This window comes from Paraburkholderia sp. GAS42 (assembly GCF_050436565.1).
In the GTDB taxonomy this organism is placed as follows: domain Bacteria; phylum Pseudomonadota; class Gammaproteobacteria; order Burkholderiales; family Burkholderiaceae; genus Paraburkholderia.
This window is the reverse complement of the sequence record NZ_JBNDML010000018.1, coordinates 147,883-168,415: the sequence shown is the minus strand read 5'-3', so window position 1 is coordinate 168,415 and position 20,533 is coordinate 147,883. Positions and strand designations below refer to the sequence as shown.

The 20,533-nt window shown below is 62.5% G+C and carries 20 protein-coding genes and 1 pseudogene; 12 read left to right on the top strand and 9 right to left on the bottom strand.

The features are described 5' to 3' along the window. Positions 1 to 7 precede the first annotated feature (7 nt). Together P3T16_RS25085 and parA are read right to left on the bottom strand one after the other, a co-directional pair. Positions 8 to 1,078: a ParB/RepB/Spo0J family partition protein gene (locus P3T16_RS25085; RefSeq protein ID WP_429256288.1), complete on the bottom strand. Its 1,071-nt coding sequence runs from the start codon at positions 1,076 to 1,078 to the stop codon at positions 8 to 10. Positions 1,079 to 1,102: 24 nt separating this feature from the next. Continuing rightward, positions 1,103 to 1,765: a ParA family partition ATPase gene (gene parA, locus P3T16_RS25080; RefSeq protein WP_228883103.1), complete on the bottom strand. Its 663-nt coding sequence runs from the start codon at positions 1,763 to 1,765 to the stop codon at positions 1,103 to 1,105. 945 nt (positions 1,766 to 2,710) lie between these two features. On the opposite strand from parA, the gene arsC reads away from it, so the two are divergent. Then, complete coding sequence (gene arsC / locus P3T16_RS25075; protein ID WP_429256287.1) at positions 2,711 to 3,085, top strand: arsenate reductase (glutaredoxin); 375 nt, start codon at positions 2,711 to 2,713, stop codon at positions 3,083 to 3,085. A 42-nt stretch (positions 3,086 to 3,127) separates the two neighbouring features. On the opposite strand, the gene P3T16_RS25070 is transcribed toward arsC, so the two are convergent. Next, a complete protein-coding gene (locus P3T16_RS25070; RefSeq protein WP_429344332.1) occupies positions 3,128 to 4,093 on the bottom strand; it encodes a sulfonate ABC transporter substrate-binding protein in 966 nt (321 codons plus the stop codon). 515 nt (positions 4,094 to 4,608) lie between these two features. On the opposite strand from P3T16_RS25070, the gene P3T16_RS25065 reads away from it, so the two are divergent. After that, positions 4,609 to 4,899: a DUF1272 domain-containing protein gene (locus P3T16_RS25065; RefSeq protein ID WP_429344331.1), complete on the top strand. Its 291-nt coding sequence runs from the start codon at positions 4,609 to 4,611 to the stop codon at positions 4,897 to 4,899. A 29-nt stretch (positions 4,900 to 4,928) separates the two neighbouring features. On the opposite strand, the gene P3T16_RS25060 is transcribed toward P3T16_RS25065, so the two are convergent. Both P3T16_RS25060 and P3T16_RS25055 read right to left on the bottom strand, forming a co-directional pair. Continuing rightward, positions 4,929 to 5,138 (bottom strand): zf-HC2 domain-containing protein, encoded by a 210-nt coding sequence (locus P3T16_RS25060; RefSeq protein ID WP_429256284.1) that lies wholly within the window; start codon positions 5,136 to 5,138, stop codon positions 4,929 to 4,931. After that, a complete protein-coding gene (locus P3T16_RS25055) occupies positions 5,119 to 5,727 on the bottom strand; it encodes an RNA polymerase factor sigma-70 (protein WP_429256283.1) in 609 nt (202 codons plus the stop codon). The genes P3T16_RS25060 and P3T16_RS25055 overlap by 20 nt, the downstream gene beginning before the upstream one ends. Before the next feature lie 898 nt (positions 5,728 to 6,625). Between P3T16_RS25055 and P3T16_RS25050 the strand changes: the two genes are divergently transcribed. Together P3T16_RS25050 and P3T16_RS25045 are read left to right on the top strand one after the other, a co-directional pair. Continuing rightward, positions 6,626 to 6,910: a hypothetical protein gene (locus tag P3T16_RS25050; protein ID WP_429256282.1), complete on the top strand. Its 285-nt coding sequence runs from the start codon at positions 6,626 to 6,628 to the stop codon at positions 6,908 to 6,910. 70 nt (positions 6,911 to 6,980) lie between these two features. Continuing rightward, the gene (locus tag P3T16_RS25045; protein ID WP_429256281.1) at positions 6,981 to 7,214 is read left to right on the top strand and encodes a DUF6723 family protein; all 234 of its coding nucleotides are present in this window, start codon (positions 6,981 to 6,983) and stop codon (positions 7,212 to 7,214) included. Positions 7,215 to 7,266: 52 nt separating this feature from the next. Here P3T16_RS25045 and P3T16_RS25040 read toward each other — a convergent pair whose 3' ends face one another. Continuing rightward, a complete protein-coding gene (locus P3T16_RS25040) occupies positions 7,267 to 7,437 on the bottom strand; it encodes a hypothetical protein (protein ID WP_429256280.1) in 171 nt (56 codons plus the stop codon). 400 nt (positions 7,438 to 7,837) lie between these two features. Between P3T16_RS25040 and P3T16_RS25035 the strand changes: the two are divergent. Then, positions 7,838 to 8,394 (top strand): annotated as a pseudogene (locus P3T16_RS25035) (NADPH-dependent FMN reductase). Between the two features lie 96 nt (positions 8,395 to 8,490). On the opposite strand, the gene P3T16_RS25030 reads toward P3T16_RS25035, so the two are convergent. Together P3T16_RS25030 and P3T16_RS25025 are read right to left on the bottom strand one after the other, a co-directional pair. Continuing rightward, positions 8,491 to 9,522, bottom strand: coding sequence for a hypothetical protein (locus tag P3T16_RS25030; RefSeq protein ID WP_429344330.1), 1,032 nt, complete (start codon positions 9,520 to 9,522; stop codon positions 8,491 to 8,493). 244 nt (positions 9,523 to 9,766) lie between these two features. Then, positions 9,767 to 12,031 carry an ATP-binding protein gene (locus tag P3T16_RS25025; RefSeq protein ID WP_429344329.1) on the bottom strand — a complete coding sequence of 755 codons (2,265 nt, stop codon included), beginning with the start codon at positions 12,029 to 12,031 and terminating at the stop codon, positions 9,767 to 9,769. Positions 12,032 to 12,722: 691 nt separating this feature from the next. On the opposite strand from P3T16_RS25025, the gene P3T16_RS25020 reads away from it, so the two are divergent. The 3 genes from P3T16_RS25020 to P3T16_RS25010 are packed head-to-tail and all read left to right on the top strand — an operon-like array spanning position 12,723 to position 14,642. Further along, positions 12,723 to 13,091 (top strand): response regulator, encoded by a 369-nt coding sequence (locus tag P3T16_RS25020; protein WP_429256276.1) that lies wholly within the window; start codon positions 12,723 to 12,725, stop codon positions 13,089 to 13,091. Then, a complete protein-coding gene (locus P3T16_RS25015; RefSeq protein WP_429344328.1) occupies positions 13,084 to 13,707 on the top strand; it encodes a chemotaxis protein CheC in 624 nt (207 codons plus the stop codon). The genes P3T16_RS25020 and P3T16_RS25015 overlap by 8 nt, the downstream gene beginning before the upstream one ends. Then, positions 13,704 to 14,642 (top strand): GGDEF domain-containing protein, encoded by a 939-nt coding sequence (locus tag P3T16_RS25010; protein WP_429344327.1) that lies wholly within the window; start codon positions 13,704 to 13,706, stop codon positions 14,640 to 14,642. Before P3T16_RS25015 ends, P3T16_RS25010 begins: the two co-directional genes overlap by 4 nt. Before the next feature lie 10 nt (positions 14,643 to 14,652). On the opposite strand, the gene P3T16_RS25005 is transcribed toward P3T16_RS25010, so the two are convergent. Continuing rightward, a complete protein-coding gene (locus tag P3T16_RS25005; protein WP_429344326.1) occupies positions 14,653 to 14,952 on the bottom strand; it encodes a hypothetical protein in 300 nt (99 codons plus the stop codon). A 628-nt stretch (positions 14,953 to 15,580) separates the two neighbouring features. Between P3T16_RS25005 and hpnD the strand changes: the two genes are divergently transcribed. Genes hpnD through P3T16_RS24985 form a run of 4 tightly spaced genes read left to right on the top strand, consistent with a single transcriptional unit; the run spans position 15,581 to position 20,443 of the window. Next, positions 15,581 to 16,429, top strand: coding sequence for a presqualene diphosphate synthase HpnD (gene hpnD, locus P3T16_RS25000; RefSeq protein ID WP_429344325.1), 849 nt, complete (start codon positions 15,581 to 15,583; stop codon positions 16,427 to 16,429). Further along, the gene (gene hpnE / locus P3T16_RS24995; protein ID WP_429344324.1) at positions 16,429 to 17,694 is read left to right on the top strand and encodes a hydroxysqualene dehydroxylase HpnE; all 1,266 of its coding nucleotides are present in this window, start codon (positions 16,429 to 16,431) and stop codon (positions 17,692 to 17,694) included. Before hpnD ends, hpnE begins: the two co-directional genes overlap by 1 nt. Then, complete coding sequence (shc, locus tag P3T16_RS24990; protein WP_429344323.1) at positions 17,691 to 19,724, top strand: squalene--hopene cyclase; 2,034 nt, start codon at positions 17,691 to 17,693, stop codon at positions 19,722 to 19,724. The genes hpnE and shc overlap by 4 nt, the downstream gene beginning before the upstream one ends. Then, positions 19,724 to 20,443 carry a phosphorylase gene (locus P3T16_RS24985; protein ID WP_429344322.1) on the top strand — a complete coding sequence of 240 codons (720 nt, stop codon included), beginning with the start codon at positions 19,724 to 19,726 and terminating at the stop codon, positions 20,441 to 20,443. Before shc ends, P3T16_RS24985 begins: the two co-directional genes overlap by 1 nt. The last annotated feature ends 90 nt before the right edge of the window (positions 20,444 to 20,533 follow it).

Genomic DNA, 20,533 nt, shown 5'->3' with positions numbered 1-20,533 from the left:
TGCTGCGTTACTTCGGCAGCAGCATCTGTTCAATCTGCTTCAGAATGTCATCGCGCTTTTCGCGCGAAAGCCCACGCAACCTGAGTTCCAGACGATCGTCCCCGTACGATTTCAAATCTCCAACTGTCATGCCGTCGAGCTTGATATCAAGTCGTTGGGCGTAGCGTTGACGCCCTGCTGGCTTTGAGCTTTCCTGTGCCGACGCCCTGCCCTTGACGATGTCAGCGACCTGTCGCGTGCTCAGGTCGTCAGAGAGGATCTTGTTGATCAGGCGTAGTGTCGCATCAGCGCCGCGCGCGCTGTGATATCTGCCGACCTGATAGGCCATGTTCGAGCCGAAGCGATCCGGCCGTGCAACCATTTCATGCATGACCGTTTCAGGTAGCTTGGAGATCGACAACGCGACGGCAACCGTCGATTCGTCGAGACCGAGGTGTTCCGCGAGTTCTTTCTGGCTTTGAAAATGTTTGTCGTCGAGAAAGCGCTTCCAGACGACGGCGTTATCGAAGACGGTCTGCGAATCGCGCTGAACATTGAGGTCGTAGCCGAGTTTGTAGCTCTGGATACCGATTGGGAGATCGATAACGATCGCCTTGACGGAGTCTTTGTTCGCCTCTTTCAATGCGCGAACACGGCGACCGCCGTCGCTGACGAAATAGCTCCCTGGACTGTCATAGTCAGGGATCACGTGGATCGCCTGTTGTTGCCCCTGCTTCGCAAGATTGACGGCGAGTTCGGCAATCGACGACTTCAAGTAGAAATGACGCGGATTGAACGGGCTCGGCTTGATCGTCTTCAGCGCAAGTTCAATCACCTGCCCGGGGCGGTACCCGTGTTCAATGCGCCAGGCGTGGTATTCGGCCGATTCACTCGCAGTCTGCGAGTGTGCTGTTTCGTCGGCGACGGCGACGACCGCGATGTCGGGTTGGCTCGAACGGCCTGGCGCCTCCGGAGATTTCGCGTCGTTGCGCTGGACGAGTCCATCAATGGCGTTAAGTCGATCAAGCGCGGTGCGCTTTTCGCTGCTGGTCGTATCCGGACGCGCCTGGAAGCCTTTTGCGAATTGAGAGGGTTTCATTCAGGGTCCTTTATGCGCATAAATTCAGGGAAGCAAGGCGGCGATCTCATTCGCGCACGCCCGTATTTCGAAGCTGGCGAGTTTAGCGCCGCGGTCGTTCATCTGCAGGACGGTCTGTCCAAGCGCCATAGCCTGTTTATAGGCTTCGCGCGTCGGGATCTGCGTTTTGAGCAACGGGAAACCGAGTTCTTCCAGCGCGCGCTTGAGTTCGCGGGTCAGCATGCGCTTCTCTTCTGTTTTGTTTAGAAGGAAGACCGCGCGAAGATCCTCATTCATAACCTGTGCCTGCTGAATGAGTTTGACGAGGCCCACGCTCGACCAATAGTCCGCAGGCGACGAAGAAGTGGGAATGACAGCAACGGTGGCGGCGAGCAGGACAACGCCGGAGACTTTCTCGGTGATGGACGGCGGGCAGTCAACGACGATGATGTCGTAGTCCCCGACGAACTTCTTGATCTCGCGATGGATCTGGCCGCCCGCCTCGGAAAGATTGACGACGGGAAACGGGATTCCCGACTCTCCATCAGACGATGCGCTTGCCCAGTGAACGAGGGTGTTCTGACCATCGGCGTCTACAACGAGGACGCGCTTGCCTTTTTCGTGGAAGGCGGCGCCTAGATGCATGGCGATGGTGCTCTTCCCGACTCCGCCTTTTTGTTGCGTGACCGCGATGATTTCAGCTGCCAATTCTTCACCTCATTTTTAGACGCTGATGGATTTTACCGTGATGAATTTTGATTTCAATGATTTTGTAGCTTAGGCACGACGAATTAACCATTCGGCCAAGGTTTATGCGCATAAACCGACGTGCCCTCTGGTGATTTGCGCGGCGGAGGTGGTTTTCGGACCTGCGGACGCTAAGTGAACTGAGAGCGCGTTGAGAGCAGGCCGCTCGATTTATATCGATACCGCTTCGAGACGGATTGTGATTTTCGGGTCCTGCTTCCAATGCGTTTGCACGTCGACGGACCGGCGAGGGAGTCGCCCTGCGCTAACTGGCAGGTCTTGCCGGATTCGCGTTTATGCGCATAAACCAGGGGGCGGCGCTTCGCCTGTCGATAAAAAATGAGACGCGAGGTCGATGTTGCTTCCGCCAGGCGTAGCGGTTGCCACAGTCGATCGAAATCCAGTTCCGCCACGCAAACTCAATGACCCGTAGGACGTGCCGGATCCGGAGAGCAATCGCGGACGCGTTTATTCGACGACCTACGATCAAAAGGCGCCGCATTCTGCAGTTGGGAGTCGCATGTGTTTGGCTACCCTCGATCTGAACGGAATGAAGATCTGGTTCTTCCCGGAGTCTCGTAGCCCTTCAATACCAACACTCCGCACCCAACTCCGGCAACAAGCACGCACCCCTTATCGCCCCGCGGGCAGCAACAGCTAGCACTGCGGAATAGCGACGCTAAAAGTCGAAAGCGACGAAAGTACGTGGACCGGCGACGCGAACACGAGCCGGCATCACCCGAAAGCCGTCGCGCGGGCACGGACTTCGCAAATCGCGATGCCCGCCCTTCGTCCAATCCGGAAACGCATTCGAGAACCCGTCGACCATCCTCGCAACCCTAAGCCGGGAACGGCCAGAATTAGTACACTCTCAGTTGCTCAACGATCCGCAATCTGCATCCACTCATGATCACCATCTATCACAACCCTCGCTGCTCGAAATCGAGAGGCGCGTGCGACCTTGTCGCCAACGCCGTCAACCCGAAGAACGAACCGGTGGAAATCGTTGAATATCTGAAGAACCCGTTGACGGTCGCTCAACTGAAGGAGCTCAACCGGATGCTGGGTTGTCCCGTGCGCGACATGCTTCGCGACACCGAGCGGGAATTCAGCGAGTTGGGTCTCGCCGATGACGCGAAGACGGACAATCAGTTATACGAAGCAATCGCAGCGCATCCGATTCTGCTACAACGGCCGATCGTCGTGCGGAACGGGCGCGCGGTCATCGGTCGCCCGCCGGAGAACGTGGTAGCGCTGTTCGACGAGGCGGACGGTCAATAACGAAGAAACAGCCTGATCAAAAGCAACGCATCGGTGCGCAAATCATCCCTGGGCTACAAGAACAGCATCTCGAGTGACGATTTTTGTGGGGATGATCCGTAGTTCAGCGAAGGTATCCGCGATACGCTGCTGTGAGGCCAGCACACCGGCGTCGACCGGTTTGTAGATGTGTTCGTAATGGCGAAGACCCGCTTCGATCACATTCGCATCGAGCCCCTGGATCGGCGCGAGCTGGGCCGCCGCCTCTGCGTAGTGGCCGCGCACCCATGCGCCTTCCTTGCCAACTTCTTCGATCACGATGGCTAGCACGTCGCCATTCTGTTGCGCGAATGGCCGTGCGCTCAGGAAGAACTGGTGATGATCCACGATGCCGCTCGCATCGGCGAGCAGTCGAGCGTTCGGTTGGCGCTTTGCCGCTTCGAGGAAGGGATCCCAGATCGCCCATGCGTCGATGGCGCCGCGCTCGAACGCGGCGCGTGCGTCCGCAGGCGGCAGGAAGACGGGCTGGATCTCGGAATACTTCACGCCCGCTTTCTGAAGCGCGGCAACCAGAAACCAGTGCACATCGGAACCCTTGTTGAGTGCGATTTTCTTGCCCTTCAGGTCCGCGAGCGTGTTGATCGGCGCATCCCGGTGGACGAGGATGCCCTCGGCGTGCGGCGTCGGCACTTCATAGGCGGTGTAGACGAAGTTTGCGCCTGCTGCCTGCGCAATCACCGGCGGTGCTTCGCCCACGTAACCGAAATCGATCGCGCCGACGTTCAAGCCTTCGAGCAGTTGCGGACCTGCCGGAAACTCCGTCCATTTGATCGTCACGCCAAGCGGCGCGAGGCGTTTCTCGAGCGTCTGATGCGACTTGAGCAACACCAGTGTGCTCGCGGCCTTCTGGTAACCAATGCGCAGTTCCTTCGCCGACGCGTCAGCGAAAACGGGGAGGGCCGCCGCGGCCAGCGAGGCGCCAGCGCCGACGATAAATGCGCGACGCGTCAATGAAAAAGATCGTGACATAAGAGAGATTTCGACGTTTCGACGGACGCAAGATGGACCGATTGCGCCCAACAATAAAACGCCCGGCGACAAAAACGAACCGATGGATTCGCATAAGCAAATCACGTCGCCCTTTCGTGACGACCACTAGAACAGACCGGTGCGCCACACGCAGTATCGGCCGAATGGCCAGGGTGTATCGCTCTTCAGCGCCCGCTACAATCCAGGTGTCTTTCTCACGTAGCCGCTTCAACCGACACCAGGAACCATCGTGCATCCCCGCAGACAATCGTCTCGGTGGTTGGGCTGGCTTTGACGCTCTTGTTATGGGGCGTCCTGGCCTGACACGTGTTCGGATGGCGAAAACCGACGAACCGGTAACGCGACGCGTCAAACTTGCCCCTCGCGTGCTGGCAGGAATTGACCGCTGACTGGCAACTGCGCCGTGCGCCCCGTCGCTACACTGGTTAACTCAAGCCGGAGCGTTGCCGCGCACAACGCACGTTGCCCGTACTATGCCGATCTGGAGCCCTGCAATGCTGGAATTGAGACCGTCCTGCGAAGGTTGCGGCAAATCGCTGCCGCCGCATGCCACCGACGCAATGATCTGCACATACGAATGCACATTCTGCGAGGTCTGTGCGCTAACCGTACTGCGCAATGTCTGTCCGAATTGCGGTGGCAATTTTCAGCTCCGGCCGAATCGTCCGAAGGCGATGCTCGCGAAACATCCGGCGAGTGCGGAGCGGCACGAAGCGAAGATCGACGAGATGTCGCACGCCGGGTTTTTCGAGCGCTATCGCGCGACACCACCGGCAGCGCGCTGATCGACAAAGCCACCGCCGCGCCAGGAAGCTTACTCGTCCTGGCCAGCCTCGGGGCCGCGCGCGGTGCCGTTGATTTCCTGTGACGCTTCGCGCAGCAGGCTGATATGTCGCCGGTAGTTGCGACAACCGCTGCATGTCGGCAGATGAACGCCGATGGCGATCCACTCGCCCGCTGTCAACGGGCGGTCGAGCGCGTCGGATAACAGTCGCGTGATGTGCTTACACTTGCCCATTGGCATCCTCGCTAGAAAAGCCCTTCTCGGTGAGGCAGGTGCGCAATCGCAGTCGCGCCCGGTAGATCAGGACGCTGCAGTGATTTGCCGTCATTTGAAGTTCGGTGCAGATGTCAGCCGTCTCCAGTTCGAGAAACTCACGCATCATGAATACGCGCCCGATGTGTTCGGGTAGATGGTCGAGACAGATCTCGAACAGTTCCCAGAACTGCTGCTGACGCAACGCGGTTTCGGGCGTTGGCCACGGACGCGGCTTCGCCTGCGCCGACCAGTGGCCGTTCTCCTTGAACAGTTCACGGTCGAGCACGGATTCGTCGTCGAGTTCAGATTCGAGCGCCGAGATGTTCACCGTGCGATGCCGTGCACGCAACGTGTCGACCAGCTTGTGACGCAGGATGCCGAAGACCCATGTCTTGTGCTCCGACTGTGCCGCGAAGCGATCGGCCTGCGTCCAGGCTGCGGTGAGCGCTTCCTGAACTGCGTCCTCCGCGGCTGCTGCGTCGCGGAGTTGCAGTCGCGCGAAGCGCAGCAGGTCGCGCCGTAGTTGAGTCAGGTATGCAGGATCGTCGAATGCTGGCCGCGCCGGGGACGTCATACGCACCGCCCCTGCCGGACAAAGCCACACCCTGACAGATAAACCCGCGCCGCATCAGCACGCGCGTCCAGCGCATCGTGACCTGCCGCGCCCGCGCCCGACCGCACGATGTGCGGCGGTCGGTTTCCTGTGGTCGTCGATGTGATTGCATGATTGCTGTTGTCTCTGTCCGCAGAATCAATCGTATTCATGTGTGCGATGACGGGTTGGTGCCGACGCGGGCTCAGGTGCGTGGCACGGTCAGAAAATAGCCTGTAACTCCCACCGCACGAAACGAGCGCCGGCTTCGGGCACGCGGGTCTCGGTTCGCGGCGTGGATTGGCTCGAGCTTGCCTGCCCGCCATTCTCTCGCACGTTGTCGTGCCGCAAGACGAAATTCTGCGTGTCGCGGGCAGCAGCCCGGTTCAAGTCATCCCGGCTTGGTCGTGCGAATCACGGCTTTATGACAACAGGCTTGCGAATTTCATCGGGCGCGCGGCAGAACGCATCGCGCCGACGCATTGCCCGCGCCCGAACGCGATGAAAAGGCATCCGGACAACACTTCTCGTGAACGCGTCTTTCATCGCAAGAACCCGTTGTGGGCGATCCGAAAGGATCTGACTGAGCGCGAAGCAGACGTGTTACAGTGGGTCTTCCGCTTTCCCTCCGTCGATCGCTCGTGCGATGAAGCGAAAAGCTTCGCGTATCGACGCACGCCAGATCGGACACGATTCCTTCGCTCCCCGCCAGCCCGGATCCAACCGGGCCTGCTTTCCCAGAACTACACGCTGACGGATTGTGCGGATTTTTCCGCCCGACGTCATTTGCGCACGTCTTCACGCGTCACTGTCTTTCGCACCCATCGGCCCGAGCCGCTAACGTCGTGCACAGCCAGCGATCAATGCATCCGGAGTCATCATGGACAACATCGTTAGAAGTTATCGGGGTCTCGAAATTTATCCACTTGTCTACCCGCATCAGCCGCGTGGCGTCGATGGATCGCATCACTACGATCAGGGCTTCGATGCCGCGGTCAGAATCTGCCGTCGCGGCGATGGCAACACGCTCACGTCGAGCCGTGTCTTTCGCGTCTCCAGCATCGTGCCGTTCGAGGGCGCGGGAGAAGCCCGTCGCGCGTCGACCGATCACGCTGAACGCATCATCGATGGCGAAATTGCGGGGCAGTCGATCGCCGGCCTTTGAATAGAAGGCCGCACATGCCGGCGGCCACCATCCGGCAGTTCGACTAATCGATTGAAAAGGAGAGATTTGAATGCAGCAGACGAGAACGAGCCGCGCTGATTACAACGTCACCGCGGCTTCATGCCGGACCACAAGCGGCACGCTGCCGACGCTGAAAGTTATACGTCTGCACGACAAACGGGTGATTTATCCGTTTCAGGGCAAGGCGGACATGCCGCTCTTCGAGAACGCAGCCGAAGCGCAGCATTACGCGGAAACCTATGGCTGGCATCTGGTCGACGCCGATATCGCGGTTCCCGAGTAAAGGCCGCGTCAGACGGCAGAGCGTCCGGGCAGCAACGTATCCGTGGACATCACTACTCAGGCGTCTTGGGCACCGTCGGAACGGGTTTGTAGCGCCACTTGCCCGCGCCGGAATCAATATGCACGGAATCCTGCTTGCGCCGCTCTGCGCGGGCGTCGTCTGCGACGGTGTACTCAATACGGCGATCACGCAAGGGGCGTGTCGCTTCGGGTCGGTAAGGCATGAGACCTCCGTTTTTTATCTGATCGTCAGGTTCCACTCCCCGGGAAAACAGCATAGCCCGTTAAGGTTCGATGCCGCCGCGTGAGCAGTGGTTCAGTTATATGTTGTAACGTGTCCCGGGCTGCTGCCCCAGATTTTCTGTCGTTTATGCGTACCGGACGAAATACCGGGCGACTCCCTTGATGGACAAGGTTTGTAGCCCACTTATCCACAAGGTTGTTCAGCGAAACTGTGGATATCTCGGGCGCACCTCAGGTTATCCACTGGCGGCGGGCAGTGCGGCGCACCGACCCACCCGGCGAACGGCCCTTCTCCCTTCTGTCAACGCCCGCGCGGATGACCGCCTATGATTGACCATTCGGACCTTTCGCGCTTCACGCGCTCCAACCGAGGAAACGAAGATGGCTTATCAGATCGCGGTTATCGTAGGCAGCCTGCGTCGGGATTCGACAAACAGGCAACTGGCGCACGCGCTGACGTCGCTCGCGCCGGCCGACTTTTCGTTCGACTTCGTCGACATCGGCGGATTGCCGCTCTACAGCCAGGATTACGATGCCGATTTCCCGCCGGTCGCGCGGGAGTTCAAGCAGAAAATCCAGGCAGCCGACGGTCTGCTGTTCGTGACACCGGAATACAACCGTTCGATCCCCGGCGTGCTGAAGAACGCGCTCGACTGGGCCTCGCGGCCGTGGGGCAAAAACGCATGGGGCGACAAGCCTGGCGCGGTCGTGGGTACCTCGCCAGGCGCGACCGGTACGGCGCTCGCGCAGCAGCATCTGCGTAACGTGCTCGCATACCTCGATGTAGCGACGCTCGGCCAGCCGGAAATGTTCATCAAGCACAATCCGGCCGCGATCGATGAAACGGCAAGATCCTCGACGATGACACGCGCAAGTTCTTCCAGTCGTTTATCGATCGCTATGTCGCGTGGGTCAAAACGCATGGTGGAACGCGTTAGCGCCTCAAAAGCCCACTAGCGAAAGCACGCAAAAAGACGGCGCTTCCAGAAGGAGCGCCGCGTGTCCTGCTACATGCTGGACGAAAATTCAACCGGTTAAACGTGGTGGTGTCCGGTCACGCGATCCCAGCCGTGACGCACGGCTGCCTTGAAGCGTTCCCACGTATCGCCGTTAGGCGTCGTTTCCCAGTCGCGACGGGCTTCGGGCTCGATATCTTCCCAGGGACGGTCGCGGTAACGCACGTCCTGACCCATCTTCGCGCCGTAGTGATAGGCGCCCGAATAGTCTTCGTAGCGCGCGCCCTGGCCGGCATATTCCTCGTCATAGTGACCGCGGAAGTCCTCCTCGTACTCGAGAAATTCGTCCGGGATTGGCGCGCCTATGCTGCCACCCTCAGCTACGGGCGCGGCGGGCGCCATGTACGCGCCTGATCCCGGCACGGCGCCTGTTGAGACAGCGCGCGCCGCGTCGTCGTAACGTCCGGGCGTGTCGTAGCTTGCCGGCGTACCGGCCAACGGCGCGTGGTCGCGTGGTTGAACGCGCATTGGATCGGCGCCGCCGGGCGGATCGACCGGGTCAACCGATGGCCGTGCCGCAGCCGAAGGCGCCCGCGGCACCGGCTCGCTGACCGGCCGCGTGGACGGCGAAAGCGGCGACGGCATGGCGCCGGCCGCGCCGATGCCCAGTTCATCGAGTATCGAATGGTCGCGGGCGGTTGTCGTGTCCACCATCGGCGAATCCCAGCTCGGCGAGCGTTCGCCTGTTTCGATCGCACCAAGCTTCTTCAGCGTCCGTTCGGCGAGTTCCGCGTGCGACCCGCTCGCTGCGCTCACGCACACGAGTACCGCGCCGCGACGTACAGCGTCGGTGTAGCGCGCAGTCATTGCCGGATCGGCGGGCCGAGGTCCAGAGGCGAAGAGGCTCGACAGAAAACGCTCGATGTTCGCGATGAATCCGTGTCCGGCGGCATTGGGGTCGGCGGCTGGGTCGATTTCGGCTCCGGACGGCGGAACAGGATTGGCCTGCAGTTCGATGTCGGAGCGGGCGAAACCGGTCTGTACGAGCGTGTCGCGCGCGGTTTCGGCCTCGGTGTAAGTGTCGAATAACCCTATCACTGTGTGTCGCATGGCTGCCTCCCTCCAGTTTTGCAGGACCGGTCCGGTGAGGCCGGATCGCGCGACGCGAGGCGCGTCGCCGTCCAACTATCAGAGTGACGCAACGATCATGCCGGGTCGTCAGACGCCTCGTGCCAGGCCGCGCCCATGGCGCATCGGCGGATGCGTCGACGCTGCTGCCGCCCCGACGCCCGCGCATTTTTTACAACACAACGTAATTAGCACTGCGGACGGGCGTCGAATCAGTCGCGTTCGGCTAATCAGCCGGATGCGTCGGGGTAAGCGTGCCTTGAATGGTTTGCAGAATCTTGTCGAGGAGGGCGATATCGAACGGTTTCGACAGCACGCGTACATCGACATGACGCGCCCGTTCCAGTTCTTCCGCGTAACCGGTCACGAGAATCACCGGCAGCTTCGGCTCGAACGCGAGAACCGCCTCCGCGAGGTCAATCCCGTTCATCGCGCCCGGCATGTGGATGTCGGAAATCACGAGGTCGAACGGCAGGGGTTCGGCGGTTTTCAGCTGCCGCGCGTGCGCGTCGTCGAAGAGCTGAATGGCGGCGTCGGCGTTGAACGCGCAGGTGATCTCGTGCCCCATCATTTGCAGCAACGCTTCGGTTCCTGCAGACACCTCTTCGTTGTCTTCGACGAGCAGAATCCGCAGGCCCTGTTGCGGCGTGGACGGTTTGTCCGCGCCCGGCTCAATGGGATAAACGATATTCGGCGCAGCCTCGGCGCGTGGCAGATACAGACGCACCGACGTGCCGGCGCCGATTGCGCTGTCGATCGCGGCGAGACCGCCTGAGCGCTCGCAGAACGCGAACACCTGCGGCAGACCGAGGCCCGTGCCCATGCCTTTCGGCTTTGTTGTGAAGAGCGGTTCGAACGCGCGCGCGAGCACCTCGGGCGGCATGCCGACGCCCGTGTCTTCGAGGGAAATCTGCACGAAGTCGCCGGTCAGCGGAAAGCCGTCGTCATGCCGGAACGCGACGTTACTCGCACGCAGTGTGAAGCGCCCGCCGTTCGGCATCGCGTCGCGTGCATTGACCGCGATGTTGATCAGCGCAAGCTCAAGTTCGGCGACGTCGACGCGCGTCGGCCAGACGCCCGCGCTTACGTCGACGACGAGCGCGACCTTCGCGCCAAGCGATGCCGCGAGCAGTTCGCGACTGCCAGGCAGCCAGCGTCCGACGTCGATCGTTTCGTTACGCAGCGGCTGCTTGCGCGCGACGCCGAGCAGTTGCCGCGTCAGCGACTGGCCGCTTTTCAGTGCGCGCTCGACGGCGGACAGTTCGCGGTCGAGCCCGGGCGCACCACGCCGACGTGCGATCTGCACGTTGGTCGAGACGATCATCAGCAGGTTGTTGAAATCATGTGCGACGCTGCCGACCAGGTTCCCCAGCGCTTCCATCTTGCGCGACTGCCGGTATGCGGATTCGATCGAACGACGCATCGATGCTTCCGCCTGCCAGCGCTCCCACGCTTCTTCTTCCGCACCGAGGCGCTTGAGAGAGAGCCAGATCACGCACCACAACACAATCGATGGCATGAACATCGACAGGATCAGCAGGCTCAGATGGCGATACCAGCCCGCCCAGATCGCCGACGTGCGATAGCCGCACGACACGTACACCGGATACGACCCGACGCGGCGGAACGCGAGAATCACGCTGTCGCCGTCCGCGCCGCGCATCTTGACGACGCCCGCGCGGCGGCCTTCCGACAGCGCTTCGGTGAACGGCGAGCGGGGCGCGGTGAGCGCCGGCTCGCGCAGCCGCTGCGGATATTGCGCGAGCGGGGCACCGTCGGCGCGGGTGAGGCCGAGAGTCATCGGCGCATCGTCGCCGCCGAGGAGTTCGCGATAGAACGCATTGAAGTAACTCGGCCGCAGCGCAACGGAGACGACGCCAGCAAAAGCCCCAGTCTCGTCATGCCGCGCGACACCGGTGTTGAACACCAGTTCGCCGGCGACGTGGCCGGCCATCACCTTCGAAACATGCTCGATCACCTTGTTATCGCGCACGCCGGTGAAATCGTCTCGGCCGGCGATCGAGACTGGCGGCGCCGGATAAAAGCGGCTGCTCACGAGTAGCTCGCCCTCATGGTTGAAGATCGACACCGCGGCGACCTGCGGATAGCCGCCGCCCATCGTGCGCAGCTTTTCGTGGATCCCGGCTTCGCGATCGCGGATGCCGTCGTCGTCGAGCCCGTTCACCAGGTCCACGACGCGCGCGTCAAGCGCTTCGTTCATGTCGAACACTTTCAACGCGTGTTCTTCAGCGACGCGCACGGTGCGCAACGTGACATCGGTCGCGTCGGATTCGCGCGCTTTCAGGTCGCTCCACGCCATCGTCGCAACGTAGATGCACGGCAGCACGACGGCTGCAACGAGCAGCGCGATCAGCGTCAGGCGTCGGATCGCGAAATGATGTTCGGGAGGCGCGGCCGGGAACAGTGTTTCGTCGCGCCGGCTGGCAGGAGGGCGGCTCGCTCGGGACAGGTCGGGCCGGTCAGGGTTCATCGTCGGGAAAGGCTGGAATCGTCGGAAAACGGGGACACCGCGTATGACATCATAAACGAGAAGAAAGTCAGCCCTCGATTTGCGCATTGGCCCAGAGAAAGCTTTTCCGCCCCGCGCGCCGTCCGAAGTGGTTTTTTCGCGAGGCGGATCCAATCAGCGACAAATCCCGAAGCGCAAACGTACACAAAAGGATAAAAGCGAACTTTATATAGTCATGCTGAAACGAGTTTTCTGAATTAAAGCCAATATTGGGTAATTTCTGTTCGCCGATTCCATTTTGGCGCGTTGCTTTTTCGCCAGTTTAATTCAAGAATCATTCTTACGACAATTATGCGTCCGCCATGTTCGGACGTATCTCCCGCGGGGCCCGTCAGACAATGTGCGCATAACGCATGCTGTGGAGGCTCGCGGATGCAGGCGCGAAGGCACCAGGGTCCGAGGTCGTCTACCGCCGCGCCGGTTCACGTACGGGGTAGGCTTCCACCATGCCGGATTGTGTCGTCGTCTTTCGCGCCCACGCACCTTGCCGTGCGCGAGCCGGTTTTGCGCATTCCGCCGTTTGCGGCGTTGCGTGTCCGTATTCTTTTGATTTTTCTCCGCTTTTTCGCTCGCACGGCCGCTCCGACGGCTCAAGAACGGCGTATTGCCGCCGTTAACCCGATTGAGCCAATAACGTCTTCCGACCGCCGCCATGCCTTTGCCCATTGTGATTGCCGACGACTCGCTTCTTGCTCGCAAGGTGCTGACCAAAGCCCTTCCGCAGGACTGGGATGTCGACATCGCCTATGCGTCGAATGGCGTCGAGGCGCTCGATCTGTATCGCGCCGGCAAGGCTTCCGTGATGTTCCTCGACCTGACGATGCCCGACATGACGGGCTTTCAGGTGCTCGAAGCGCTCCAGCATGAGGACCTCAATACGTTCGTGATCGTCGTGTCCGCCGACGTTCAGCCGATGGCGCAGGCGCGTGTGCGCACACTCGGCGCCATCGCGTTCGTCGCCAAGCCGGTGACGCCCGAGGCGGTACTGCCCATCCTCAAGGAGTACGGGTTGTATGTCTGAGCCAGCCCTGAACGAAGACCAGCGCGACGCGCTGCAGGAGGTCGCCAATCTGGCGATGGGTCAGGCCGCGACCCGTCTCGCGACGTTGCTCGACACGTTCATCGAGCTGTCGGTGCCGCGCGTGCGCGTGGTGGACGTAAGCGAGGCGGCCGAGGCCCTGCGCGACATGACCGGCATCAACGAAGCCGTCACCGCGGTCAGACAGGGTTTTCGTTCCGACATCAAGGGTGAGGCGCTGGTGATCTGCCGCAGCGGCAGCATCGCGCAACTGTGCGCGCTCGTGAACGATCCGTATGTCGGCTCGGCGTACGAGTCCGTCTCGCAGGAAGAACTGATTTACGACGTGGCGAACGTGCTGACGGGCGCCTGTGTGTCGTGCATTCTCGACCAGCTTGGCCGCACGCCGGTGTTTTCGGCGCCGGGGCTGCTCGGTGCCGCCATGTCGCTCGACGACGTGTTCCAGCCGAAGGTGCTCGCGTGGGAAGTCGCGCTGCTGGTCGAAGTGAATTTCGCGCTGGAAGACCAGAGCTTCCGCGCCCATCTTGTGATGCTGATGGCGGAAGACTCGATCCGTCACATGAATGAAGCGCTCGACGCGCTGCTGTCCAGTCTATGAATGAAATGTCCGCGTCCTTGAGCGATCTGGTTGTCGAGCGTGTGGGCTTCGGCATCTTTGTGCTCGACCGCGACATGAACGTGCTGATGTGGAACCGGTTCATGCACGACCACAGTGGGCTCTCCGCGGAGCAGGTGGTCGGGAAATCGATATTCGCGAGCTTCCCGGAACTGCCGCGCGTGTGGCTCACGCGCAAGCTCGAAAGCGTGTTCCAGCTGGGCAGCTTTGCATTCAGTTCGTGGGAGCAGCGTCCGTATCTGTTCAAGTTCGACCACGACCGGCCCATCACCGGCGGCGTCGATTTCATGCAGCAGGACTGCACCTTCATGCCGCTCACGCGCGACCGTGAAGTGGTGGCCGTCTGCGTGACGATTTCCGACGTGACGGCGGTCAGCATTGTGCAGCGCGAACGCGAGGAGGCGGTGGCGAAGTTGCAGGAATACGCGGACCGCGACGGCCTGACGGGTATCGCGAACCGACGTTATTTTGAGTCGCGGCTGCGCGACGAATACACCCGCTGGCAGCGGTACGGCGGCGACCTGTCGGTGCTGCTGTTCGATCTCGACCACTTCAAGAAGATCAACGACCGGTTCGGACACGTGGTCGGCGATACGGTGTTGCGCGTGATGGCGCAGCGTGTCGCGGAAGTGGTGAGGGTTCAGGATACCTTCGGCCGGTTCGGCGGCGAGGAGTTTGCGCTCCTGCTGCCGTGCACGCCGCTGGAAGACGCCATGCTGGTCGCCGAAAAGATCCGCCGCAAGATCGGCGACACAGCGATCGACGTGCAGGGCACGCTGGTGCCCGTGACGGCGAGTGTCGGCGGCGCGTGCGCGCGTACCGGCGTGCCGGCCTACGAAGTGCTCATCAACGAAGCCGATGCGGCGCTGTATAGCGCGAAACGACAGGGACGCAATCGCTCGGTCGCGTTCAACTGATTGCGGGCGTTCAGCGGCCGATGCCTGCGATGCGTACCTTCAGTTCCTCGAGCGAGGGCGTCGAACCCTCGACACGCGGCGCTGCGATAAGCAGGCCGGGCTCCGGGCGGCTGTCTCCGTCGGGCGTGATTCCGATGAACGACTCCTGGATCAGCTTGTCGAGCGTCGCGTGGCCGGTCTGAATGCTGGCGGTGACCGACGTCTTTTCAATCGATTGCAACGGGCTGTATTCGTGCCGCGCGGCGTGAACCTCGCACGTTGCCGCGAACAGTAATAGCGATGCAGTGGTGAGCCGGATAGAACGTTTCATGATAATTCCTGTTAGTTGCCGTTTAATCGGCAGGCGCGATCTGTCTTCTCCGGGGGCAATTGGCCGGAGAAATGAAGTCGTATTGATTAACGCGGGCGTGATGTGACCGGCGACCTGTCGCACGCATCGTCGCGACGCTGTGCCATGTCTCGATAAATCGCGTAACCGATGCCTGTTGGGCGCCACGAAGGTTCGCGGCATCTCAATAAGGTCAGTTTAGGCAGCCGGCGTCTGCTGCTGAATAGGAGCAGTCTTAAATGAAGATGGACGTTGTCAGGCGGATTCGGGAGTAGCCGTTCTTCAGTGGATTTGAATCCGGTGCGTGACGATCCGATTATCTTTCCAGCAGAGTTTCATATTTATCCGCGACTTTGGCGCGCGGTTGCCCCGGACTGACGCGGGATTCCGGTCGGCGAGGCCGTCGATCGCCGCGCCACGCAACCCGCCGCATTGTTACGCCGGCCGCGTCCGCCGACGTGTTTTCAGCGGCGATGGCCAAAGATTGTTATACTTTTCGTCGTTTCCGGCATCCCAGCCGGAGTGTTTCGCGCGTGTCCGCGCGCGCGGACGACATGCCCTGCGGGCGGCGACCCAGTCGCTATCAGCGGGCGCTTCAGCGGAGATCGTCTTGGCCGTTTCCAATCTTGTCGTGGACGATACAGAAACCGACGCAGCTGCCGTGACTTCGGGCAGTTCGTTCTATCTCGCAATGCGCATCCTGCCGGCGGCACAGCGCGATGCGATGTATCAGGTCTACGCTTTCTGTCGCGCGGTCGATGACATCGCCGACAGCGACATGCCACGTGCAGAACGTGCCGCCGCGCTCGAGCGCTGGCGTGCCGACATCGACGCGTGCTACGCGGGAACCCCGCGCGCTTCGTTGCGCGCGCTGACCCGGCACATTCACACGTTCCATCTGCAGCGCGAAGATTTCCACGAGATGATCAACGGTATGGCAATGGATGCAGCCGCTGACATCTGCGCGCCCGATGAAGCCACGCTCGACCTCTACTGCGATCGTGTCGCGAGCGCGGCGGGCCGTCTGTCGGTGAGGATATTCGGGATGCAGGAAGCGCCCGGCCGTGACCTCGCGCATCACCTCGGCCGCGCGCTGCAGCTCACCAACATCCTGCGCGATATCGACGAGGACGCCGGCATTCACCGCTGCTATCTGCCGCGCGAACTGCTGGCGCGCGAAGGCATCGCGACCACCGATCCCGACGTCATCGCCGACGATCCGTCGTTGCCGCGCGTCTGCGCCACCCTTGTCGCGCGTGCGCGGGAGCACTTCGCGAAGTCCGACGAAATCATGGACGCGCAACCGCGCCGCGAGGTCCGCGCGCCGCGCATCATGTCCGGCGTCTACCGTTGTCTGCTCGAACGCACCGTTGACCGGGGCTTTGACATCCCGCGCACGAAAGTCAGCAAGCCGCGCGCGCGGCTGCTGTGGATCGTCGCTCGCTACGCGTTCTTCTGATGGCCAGAATTGTCCACGTGATCGGCGCGGGCCTCGCCGGTCTGGCCGCCGCGGTGCAGTTGCAGCGTCGCGGCGCCCAGGTCGTGCTGCATGAGGCTGCCGCGCAGGCCGGTGGACGTTGCCGTACGTATTACGATCGGACACTTGGCGCGACGATCGATACGGGCAATCATCTGATCTTCTCGGGCTATCACTCGACGTTAAGTTACGCACGCGCGATCGGCGCGGCGGATGAACTCGTCGGCCCGACGCAGCCCGAGTTCCCGTTCACGGATCTCGCGATCAGCGAACGCTGGACCGTCAAGCTTTCGCCGGGGCATCTGCCGCTGTGGATCTTCGACGCGAACACTCGCGTGCCCGGCACGTACTGGGCGGATTATCTGTCGATGATGCCGCTGCTGTTCGCAAAGCCCGGCCGCACGATGGCGCAGACGATGCGGTGTAACGGCGTCCTGTGGGATCGTCTGCTGCGTCCGCTGTTTCTCGCTGTGCTGAACGTGGAGCCGCGCGAGGCGACGGCGCAGCTGGCGGGCGCCGTCGCGCGCGAGATGTTCGCGACGGGGGGGCAGGCGTGTCGGCCACTGGTCGCGCGCAACGGGCTCGGCAGCGCGTTTGTCGATCCTGCGTTGCGTCTGCTGCAGCACGGTGGCGCGCAGATCAAGCTCGGCTCGCGGCTCAATGATTTGACGTTCTCCGAATCCGGGCGCGTGTCGACGCTGCATTTCGCCGACGAAAGCATCGCGCTTGGCGCGACCGAAGGCGTGGTGCTCGCCGTGCCACCAAACGTCGCGCAATCGTTCGTGCCGGGTTTGCAGGCGCCGCAGCGCTTCAGCGCGGTCGTCAATGTGCACTTCGCCATCGAGCCGCCGTTTGGCCTGCCACCCATGATGGGTCTCCTGGGCTCGACAGCGGAATGGCTGTTTGCCTTCGACGGCCGGCTTTCGGTGACGATCAACGGCGCCGACCGTTTGATCGGCACGCCGCACGAAGAACTCGCGAAAACGATCTGGGCCGAGGTCGCGCTCGCGGCCGGTTTGCCGGCCGAGCCCATGCCGGTCTCGCAGGTCGTCGTGGAAGAACGTGCGACGTTCGCGTCGCTGCCCGACCAGGAAATGCTGCGCCCAGCCACGCGCACGCGCTGGAACAACCTCATGCTCGCGGGAGACTGGACGGCCACTGGCCTGCCCGCGACGATCGAAGGAGCGATCCGCTCGGGCCAGAAGGCCGCGGACCTGCTTCTGAATGAACCGATGGAACGCCGATGAACGATTTATCACAGATCCCGCCGCTGGACGGCGAGACGTCCGCCACAGCCGCCGCGCTGGCGCCTGCAACCGACGCTACGATGCAAACCGCCGCGCCGCAAAATGCGCCGCTCGAAGCCGCCATCACGCGCGCGACCGATGCGATCCTCGCTGACCAGCGCGCCGATGGCCACTGGGTCTACGAACTCGAAGCCGACGCGACGATTCCCGCCGAATACATCCTGCTCGTCCACTACCTCGGCGAAGAAGCAAACCCGGAACTGGAGCAGAAGATCGGCCGTTATCTGCGCCGTATCCAGCTCGCGGACGGCGGCTGGCCGCTCTTCACCGACGGCGCGCTCGACGTCAGCGCCAGCGTGAAGGCGTATTTCGCGCTGAAGATGATCGGCGATCCGGTGGACGCGCCGCACATGTGCCGCGCCCGCGAGGCGATTCTCGCGCACGGCGGCGCGGAAGCGTCGAATGTGTTCACGCGCATCCTGCTCGCGCTCTTTGGGGTCGTGACGTGGTACGCGGTGCCGATGATGCCGGTCGAAATCTCGCTGCTGCCCAAGTGGTTCCCGTTCCATCTGTCGAAGGTGTCGTACTGGGCGCGGACGGTGATCGTGCCGCTGCTGGTGCTGAACGCGAAGCGTCCGGTCGCGCGCAATCCGCGCGGCGTACGGATCGACGAACTGTTCCGTGGCGCGCCCGTCACGACGGGTCTGTCGCCGCGCGCACCGCATCAGCACAAGGGCTGGTTCGGCTTCTTCCGTGGTGTGGACGGCGTGTTGCGGGTCGTCGATGGCCTGTTTCCGAAGACCCTGCGCCAGCGCGCGGTCAATGCCGCGGTGGCCTTCGTCGACGAGCGTCTGAACGGCGACGACGGCCTCGGCGCGATTTTCCCGGCGATGGCGAACGCGGTCATGATGTACGACGTGCTCGGCTATCCGGCCGATCACCCGAACCGCGCGATCGCGCGCCGCTCGATCGAAAAGCTGCTCGTCATTCACGGCGACGAGGCGTATTGCCAGCCGTGTCTGTCGCCGGTGTGGGACACATCGCTCGCGGCGCACGCGCTGCTCGAAACCGGCGACGCCCGCGCTGAGGAAGCCGCGCTGCGCGGTCTCGAATGGCTGCGACCGCTGCAGATTCTCGATGTGCGCGGCGACTGGATTTCGCGCCGCGCGGACATTCGCCCGGGCGGCTGGGCGTTCCAGTACGCGAACCCGCACTATCCGGACGTCGATGACACGGCTGTGGTCGCGATGGCGATGCATCGCGCAGCCGCGCTGACGCAATCGAACGTCGATAACACAGCCATTGCGCGCGCCCGCGAGTGGGTCATCGGCATGCAGAGCAGCGACGGCGGCTGGGGTGCATTCGAGCCGGAAAACACGCAGTACTACCTGAACAACATCCCGTTCTCCGATCATGGCGCGCTGCTCGATCCGCCGACGGCGGATGTGTCGGGCCGCTGTCTGTCGATGCTCGCGCAATTCGGCGAAATGCCGTCGGCGAGCGAGCCGTCGAAGCGCGCGTACGACTACATCCTGAAAGAGCAGTTGTCCGACGGCAGCTGGTACGGGCGTTGGGGCATGAACTACATCTACGGCACGTGGACGGCGCTCTGCGCGCTGAACGCTGCCGGTATCAAGCACGACGACGTGCGTATCGCCCGCTCGGTGCAATGGCTCGTGAAGATCCAGAACGACGACGGTGGCTGGGGCGAGGACGGCACCAGCTACAAGCTCGACTATCGCGGATACGAGCAGGCGTCGAGCACGGCGTCGCAGACGGCGTGGGCGCTGATGGGTTTGATGGCGGCCGGTGCCGTCGATCACCCGGCGGTTGCGCGCGGTATCGAATACCTGCAACGCGAGCAGCGCGATCATGGTCTGTGGGATGAAACGCGCTTCACCGCGACGGGCTTCCCGCGCGTGTTCTATTTGCGTTATCACGGCTATCGCAAGTTCTTCCCGTTGTGGGCGCTGGCGCGCTACCGGTCGTTGAGGCGCAGTGGCACTACGCGCGTCACGGTCGGGATGTGATGACGGTGTCGCAGACATCGTCCGCACGCGGTGACGCATTGCCCGTGATCGTCGTGACCGGCATGGCGTTCGAAGCGCGGATCGCGCGCGGCGCAGGCGTCGTGGTCGTCTACGCGGCGCGCGCCGATCTGCTCGAACGTGCGCTGAGCGCGGCCGCGGCGCGGGGTTGCAGCGGGATCCTGAGTTTTGGAACAGCCGGCGGTCTTGCGCCGGATCTGGAGCCGGGCACGCTGATCATCGCAGAGGCGGTCGAAGGGCCGTTCGGGCGCATCGTCACCGACGTCGACTGGTCCGCGCGGCTTGCGCGTGCGATCGGCGCCTCGCCATTGAGTGCGCGCCTGCGCCGCGGCGTTCAGGCAGCTGTCACGGCGCCGCTGACGGGCGCTCAGGACAAGCTGGCGCTCAACCGCTCGACCGGCGCGCTCGCCGTCGATATGGAATCGCATATCGCCGGCGCCGTCGCAACGGCACATGGCGTGCCGTTTGCGGTGTGTCGCGCGATTGTCGATCCGGCGTGGCGCACGCTGCCTTCCGCCGCGACGGCCGGCCTGCGTGACGACGGTCATACGGCGCTTGCGCCGATCCTGCGCGAACTGCTGCGGCAGCCGTCGCAACTGGGTGCGCTGCTTCAGCTGGCCGCGGATGCGCGCGCGGCAAAACAATCGCTGGTGCGGGCGCGGCACGCGCTCGGCGCCGCCGGCGCGTTGCGGGCGGCTTGACGCGAGCGGGGCGGCACGCTGCGCCGGGCGAAAACGGTCGCAGCGATCCGCGCGTTTAGAAAAAACCGCCCGACAGGTGCAACCTGTCGG

Coding starts and splice junctions, on each gene's coding strand:
- P3T16_RS25085 (WP_429256288.1), bottom strand. CDS start 1,078: ATGAAACCCTCTCAATTCGCAAAAGGCTTCCAGGCGCGTCCGGATACG.
- arsC (WP_429256287.1), top strand. CDS start 2,711: ATGATCACCATCTATCACAACCCTCGCTGCTCGAAATCGAGAGGCGCG.
- P3T16_RS25070 (WP_429344332.1), bottom strand. CDS start 4,093: ATGTCACGATCTTTTTCATTGACGCGTCGCGCATTTATCGTCGGCGCT.
- P3T16_RS25065 (WP_429344331.1), top strand. CDS start 4,609: ATGCTGGAATTGAGACCGTCCTGCGAAGGTTGCGGCAAATCGCTGCCG.
- P3T16_RS25060 (WP_429256284.1), bottom strand. CDS start 5,138: ATGCCAATGGGCAAGTGTAAGCACATCACGCGACTGTTATCCGACGCG.
- P3T16_RS25055 (WP_429256283.1), bottom strand. CDS start 5,727: ATGACGTCCCCGGCGCGGCCAGCATTCGACGATCCTGCATACCTGACT.
- P3T16_RS25050 (WP_429256282.1), top strand. CDS start 6,626: ATGGACAACATCGTTAGAAGTTATCGGGGTCTCGAAATTTATCCACTT.
- P3T16_RS25045 (WP_429256281.1), top strand. CDS start 6,981: ATGCAGCAGACGAGAACGAGCCGCGCTGATTACAACGTCACCGCGGCT.
- P3T16_RS25040 (WP_429256280.1), bottom strand. CDS start 7,437: ATGCCTTACCGACCCGAAGCGACACGCCCCTTGCGTGATCGCCGTATT.
- P3T16_RS25030 (WP_429344330.1), bottom strand. CDS start 9,522: ATGCGACACACAGTGATAGGGTTATTCGACACTTACACCGAGGCCGAA.
- P3T16_RS25025 (WP_429344329.1), bottom strand. CDS start 12,031: ATGAACCCTGACCGGCCCGACCTGTCCCGAGCGAGCCGCCCTCCTGCC.
- P3T16_RS25020 (WP_429256276.1), top strand. CDS start 12,723: ATGCCTTTGCCCATTGTGATTGCCGACGACTCGCTTCTTGCTCGCAAG.
- P3T16_RS25015 (WP_429344328.1), top strand. CDS start 13,084: ATGTCTGAGCCAGCCCTGAACGAAGACCAGCGCGACGCGCTGCAGGAG.
- P3T16_RS25010 (WP_429344327.1), top strand. CDS start 13,704: ATGAATGAAATGTCCGCGTCCTTGAGCGATCTGGTTGTCGAGCGTGTG.
- P3T16_RS25005 (WP_429344326.1), bottom strand. CDS start 14,952: ATGAAACGTTCTATCCGGCTCACCACTGCATCGCTATTACTGTTCGCG.
- hpnE (WP_429344324.1), top strand. CDS start 16,429: ATGGCCAGAATTGTCCACGTGATCGGCGCGGGCCTCGCCGGTCTGGCC.
- shc (WP_429344323.1), top strand. CDS start 17,691: ATGAACGATTTATCACAGATCCCGCCGCTGGACGGCGAGACGTCCGCC.
- P3T16_RS24985 (WP_429344322.1), top strand. CDS start 19,724: ATGACGGTGTCGCAGACATCGTCCGCACGCGGTGACGCATTGCCCGTG.